The organism is Streptomyces sp. (assembly GCF_031178505.1).
Taxonomy (GTDB): Bacteria; Actinomycetota; Actinomycetes; order Streptomycetales; family Streptomycetaceae; genus Streptomyces; species Streptomyces gulbargensis.
The window spans coordinates 1-5,230 of the sequence record NZ_JAPSIW010000514.1 but is presented as its reverse complement, the minus strand read 5'-3'; the positions used below and the strand labels follow the sequence as shown (position 1 = coordinate 5,230).

Below are 5,230 nucleotides of genomic sequence, written 5' to 3'. Positions count from 1 at the left end.
TCACCCCCGAAGGGCGGGCACGTGTGACCGCCCACCCCGCCCTGTGGGCCTACGCCCGCCGGCTCACCGCGGAACCCGCCTTCAGCCGGCACCTGAGCCGCACCCACGGATGGCGCTGAGGCCGGCCGGAGACCCCGGAGCGGGCACCTCCGGCCACGGCGTCAGCCGATGCTGCGGCCGCCCAGCGGGGCCGTGCTGTCACCGGCGCCCGCCCGGACCCCGCGCAGGAAGGCCTCCAGGGCCTCCACCGACGTCGCCGACGGCTCCCACTCCAGCTCCCGCCGGGCCCGCTCGGTGGACATGACCGGAATGCGCCGCACCGCGTCGAACAGGCCCGGGGAGGCCGGGGCGAGCCGCAGGTGATGGGCCGCCGAGAGCGCGCCCCGCACCACCCCGGCCGGCACCTTCACCGGCCGCGCGTCGAGCACCCGGCCCAGGAGTTCCGCGTCCACCACCGGGTCCGCGGCCAGATTGAACGGCCCCCGCACCTCGCGCAGGAGCGCCCTGCGGTAGGCGTCGGCGGCGTCGTCGGTGTGCATCACCTGGAACCGGAGCCCCGGGAACTCGGGCAGCAGCGGCAGCAGTTCCGGACGCATCAGCCGGCCGGGGAAGTAGCGGCCCGCGAAGATCCGGCGCTGCTCGCTGGCCGCTTCCTCCTTGAACAGGAACGCCGGACGCATCCGGACCACCCGCACCTGCGGATGGTCCCGCTCGAAGGTGTCGAGGACCCGCTCCAGGTAGGACTTCTCCCGGGTGTACGCGGCCCCCGGCCAGCCGTGCGTCGGCCACTCCTCGGAGACCGGGGCACCTCCCGGCGGCCCGGGGGAGTAGGCGCCGACCGACGAGGCGTGCACGAGAACCGGCACCCCGGCCGCCGCCACCGCCTCGAAGACGCGCATCGAGCCGAGCACGTTCGCCCGCCACGTCACCACCGGGTCGTGCGTCGGGTTGAAACGCCACGCCAGGTGCACCACCGCGTCCGCGTCCGCCACCAGGCGGGCGAGCCGCGGCTCGTCGCCCTCGCGGGAGACGTCCGCCTCGGCCCACTCCACCCCCGGCAGTTCCAGATCGGGTCTGCGCCGGGCCACGCCCAGCACGGAGCCGACCCGCGGCTCCCGGGACAGGGCCCGCACCAGACTCGTACCGACATTCCCGGTGGCACCGGTGACCACCACGCGCGAGAGCGAACTCGAATCCATGTCTCCGACCCTCCGTCATCGGCGCCCCGCGCGCACGCCGGCAGGCCGCCCCGTCACACGCCGTGGCCGCGCGGGTCGCGGAGGTGGCGTTCCGCCGTGACTATGAAGCGAATGCCTACCGAGGGGGTCAGGGAAACGCAGGAGGACTCCATGCTGCTGCCCGACAGGAAGACGGTCGAACGGCTGCTGCACCACTACCGCTCCCAGGAGCGCTCCGTCCTGGCCAGGCCGTGCGACCTGTCGGTCCGCCGGCGCTTCGAGGACACCGCGTACACGCTCTGCGTCCTGATGGGCAAGCGCACAGCCCCGGAGGCCGTCCGCGCCGCCGAGCGCTACGTCGCCCACAAGGAGCCGGGCCCCTGGAAGCCCCTGGAGGGCCTCCCGGGGGCCTGACCCGGTGCGGGCGTGCGCCGCCCCCGGAGTCCCGGGTCCGGCCGGGCGTCCCGGCCGGCCCCCGCCTACCCACGGGGGCTCCGGCGCCCCGGCGGGCACGCCCGGCCGTCCCGTCAGTCCCGCCGTGACGCGGTGCGGCGCCGCAGGGCCCAGAGGGCGAGGGCCGCGGCGCACGCGGTCCCCAGGAGGGTGAGCGGGAAGGCCGCGGAGGCGGACGGGGGCGGCGCGTCCTGGCCCGTGTCCGTCCGCCCGGCGGCGGCCGCGCCGGGGACACCGCGGGTGTCCGCGGGCGCCTCGCGCGGGGCGGTCCGCTCGCCCGCCGCGCCGTTCCGAGGGACCGACACCGGGCGGGTGCCGGCGTCCGGCGCCGCCGGCTCCGCCCGGCGCGGCAGCAGCGAACCGACCGGCCGCACCCGGCCCGCCGCCGCGAAGCCCCAGTCCAGGAGCGACCTGGCCTCCTCGTACACGGCGAGGCCCCCGCCCGAACGGGGGTTCATCACCGACACGACCAGCGTCCGGTCGCCCCGTCGCGCCGCCGCGATCAGCGTGTTGCCCGCGTTGCTCGTGTAGCCGTTCTTGACGCCGATCAGACCCGGGTAGCGGGCCACCCCGTCGGCACCCGTGAGCAGCCGGTTGGTGTTGGCGATGCCGTACGACCAGGAGCCGGCCGGGAAGTCGGCGTACGCGGTGGAGCAGTACCGGGTGAACTGCGGGTCCTGCAGACCGGCCCGCCCGAAGACGGCCAGGTCGAAGGCGGAGGAGACCTGGCCCGGCGCGTCGTACCCGTCCGGCGACACCACCCGCGTGTCGACCGCCCCGAGCGCCCGCGCCTTCTCCTGCATCTGGCGGGCCATCTCCTCCCAGCCGCCGTTCATCGCCGCCAGCACGCGCACCGCGTCGTTCCCCGAGCTGAGGAAGACCCCGTTCCACAGGTCCGACACCCGGTACGTGTACCCCTCCTTGACCCCCACCAGGCTGCTGCCGGCCCCGATGCCGGTCAGTTCGCTGTCGGCCACCGTGTGCCGCTCCCCGGGATCGTGGCGGGGCAGCGCCGTCAGCGCGAACAGCGCCTTGAGGGTGCTGGCCGGCGGCAGCCGCCGGTGCGCGTCCCGGGCGCCCAGCACCTCACCGGTCGAGGCGTCGGCCACCACCCACGCCAGGGCGGAGACCCACGGCACCGCCGGCGCCCCGGGCAGCGGCTGCACCTGCGTGCCCTGCCGGTGCAGCCGGGCCGGATCCACGCCGGCCCCCCGTGCCGGCGGGGTCGGCTCGGCGGGCGCCGCCGCGGGAGCGGGGGACGCGAACGCGGCGGTCAGGGCCACCGGGGGACGGGCGGCGGCCGGAGCGGCCGGAGCGGCGGCCGCCGGACCGGGCAGCACGAACAGCAGCGCCGCGGTCCCCGCGGCGGCATGACGAACAGCTGACGTGACGATCATTCAGTCACCGTAGGAAGCGGGCGCGGAGCCCGCAGAACGGAGTGCGCCGACCGGCGTAGCGGGTGCTTCCGCCGGGCGGCGCGTCGCTGGCCCGAGCGGGTGGAGCCGCCGCCCACCGGCCCGCGCGGACCGTTGTCGGTGCCCCGGGGCATCCTGGTGACGTGTCCTCACCCCCGCACCACGGCAATGACGTTCCGGTCCCGGCGCCCGGCGCGGCCCCCGGTGGCCCGGCCGCCCGCTCCGTACCGCACCCCGCGCGTGCCCCCGGCGCGCGCCCGGCGGCCCCGCCCGCCCAGCGCGCCGACCGGCCGTCCCGCTCCGCCCCCGGCGGGCACATGATCGTCTGCGGGGACGACGCCCTCGCCCACCGCCTCGCGCGCGAACTGCACGAGGTGTACGGGGAGCGCGTCACCCTCCTCGTACCGGCGCGGCCCGACGCGCCCAGCGCGCCCGCCGCCCGCCCCGGCCGCGCGCTGTCCCTCTTCGGCCGGGTCACCGCCGCCGTCACCCGCACCACCACCGTCCCCGGAGGTGACGCCACCGGGCCCGCGGGCCCGGAGCACGGCAGCGGACTCGGCGCCGAGGGCAGCCTGACGGTCGTCGAGAGCGCCGAGGCCGACGACCGGGCCCTGACGGACGCGGGGGCGGAGCGCGCCGCCGCCCTCGCCCTCGTGCACGAGGACGACGAGACGAACATCCGGGCCGCGCTCGTCGCCCGCCGTCTCAACCCCCGCCTGCGGCTGGTCATCCGGCTCTACAACCGCAAACTCGGCCAGCACCTCGAAACCCTCCTCGACCAGGCCGCCGCCGTCGCCGAACCGGGTCTCGACCCCGAGAAGCTCGACGCCGCGACCACCGTGCTCTCCGACGTCGACACGGCCGCCCCGGCCCTCGCCGCGGCGGCCGTCGCCGGCACGAGCAAGGTGGTGCAGGCGGGCGGCCTGCTCCTGCACGCGGTCGAACGGACACCGTCCACCGACGGCACGGCCCCCGACCGGGGTCTGTGCACCCTCGCCCTGCTCTCGGCCACGGCCCGCGACCCGGCCGGCTGGGAGGGTTCCGAACGCAGCGGCGACGAGGGCCCCCGCCTCCTGCCCGACGACCGCACCGTCGCCGAGTCCACCGGCCGCGTCACCGTCACCCTCGAAGCGGTCACCCCGGCGGGCGGCACCGCGGGCCCCGGGCGGCTCGCGGGCGCGGCGCTGCCCGTCGCCTCCCTCTTCTCCCGCCGCCTGCGCTGGTCCCTGGCGGGCGCCGCCGGCGCCGTCCTCGCCCTCGCGCTCGCCCTCACCGTGGCCACCGGGGACCACCCGCTGCACGCCGCCTACCTGACCCTGCTCGACATCTTCGCCATCGGCGAGCCGGCCGTCGGCGAGGCGACCAGCCGTCAGGTCCTCCAGATCCTGGCGGGCTTCGTGGGGCTGCTCCTGCTGCCCGTGATCGTCGCCGCCGTCGTCGAGGGCCTCGGCACCTTCCGTACCGCGACCGCGCTGCGCCGCCCGCCGCGCGGTCTGTCCGGCCATGTCGTCCTCCTCGGCCTCGGCAAGGTCGGCACCCGCGTCCTCGCCCGGCTCCGGCGCCTCGGCATCCCCGTCGTGTGCGTCGAGTCCGACCCGGAGGCACGTGGCATCGCCGTCGCGCGCCGGCTCCGGGTCCCCACCGTCATCGGCGACGTCACCGAGGAAGGCGTCCTGGAGGCCGCGCGCATCCCCCGGGCCCACGCCCTCCTCGCCCTCACCAGCGTCGACATCACCAATCTGGAGGCCGCGCTCTCCGCCCGCGCCCTCGCCCCCGACCTGCGGGTCGTGCTCCGCCTGTACGACGACGACTTCGCGACCGCCGTCTACCGCACCCTGCGCACCGCCCACCCCGGCGCCCTCACCCGCAGCCGCAGCGTCTCCCACCTGGCCGCCCCCGCCTTCGCCGGCGCCATGATGGGCCGCCGGATCCTGGGCGCGCTCCCCGTCGAGCGCAGGGTCCTCCTCTTCGCGGCCGTGGACGTCGCGGCCCACCCGCTCCTGGAGAACCGCGAGGTGGCCGACGCCTTCCGTCCCGGTTCCTGGCGGGTCATCGCGATGGAACGCGCCGCCGGCACCCCCGTCGACGCGCCGCCCGACCGGAACCGGGCATGGCGCCTGGCCCCCGAGCGGGTCCTCGTCCCCGGCGACCGGGTGATCGTCGCGGCCACCCGCCGGGGCCTCG

Annotated in this window: 4 protein-coding genes; 2 read left to right on the top strand and 2 right to left on the bottom strand. The window is 77.3% G+C overall.

Annotated features, from left to right (window positions below; genetic code table 11):
* Positions 1-161: 161 nt before the first annotated feature.
* Positions 162-1,199 carry an NAD-dependent epimerase/dehydratase family protein gene (locus RIF68_RS26640; RefSeq protein ID WP_309053843.1) on the bottom strand — a complete coding sequence of 346 codons (1,038 nt, stop codon included), beginning with the start codon at positions 1,197-1,199 and terminating at the stop codon, positions 162-164.
* A gap of 150 nt (positions 1,200-1,349) precedes the next feature.
* Here RIF68_RS26640 and RIF68_RS26635 point away from each other — a divergent pair, with 150 nt between their 5' ends.
* The gene (locus RIF68_RS26635) at positions 1,350-1,592 is read left to right on the top strand and encodes a DUF5133 domain-containing protein (protein WP_309053842.1); all 243 of its coding nucleotides are present in this window, start codon (positions 1,350-1,352) and stop codon (positions 1,590-1,592) included.
* Between the two features lie 113 nt (positions 1,593-1,705).
* Here the strand turns inward: RIF68_RS26635 and RIF68_RS26630 are convergent, their stop codons facing one another.
* The gene (locus tag RIF68_RS26630) at positions 1,706-3,028 is read right to left on the bottom strand and encodes a serine hydrolase (RefSeq protein WP_309053841.1); all 1,323 of its coding nucleotides are present in this window, start codon (positions 3,026-3,028) and stop codon (positions 1,706-1,708) included.
* A gap of 335 nt (positions 3,029-3,363) precedes the next feature.
* Between RIF68_RS26630 and RIF68_RS26625 the strand changes: the two genes are divergently transcribed.
* The coding region (locus RIF68_RS26625) for an NAD-binding protein (protein WP_309053844.1) at positions 3,364-5,230 on the top strand (1,867 nt) is incomplete at its 3' end.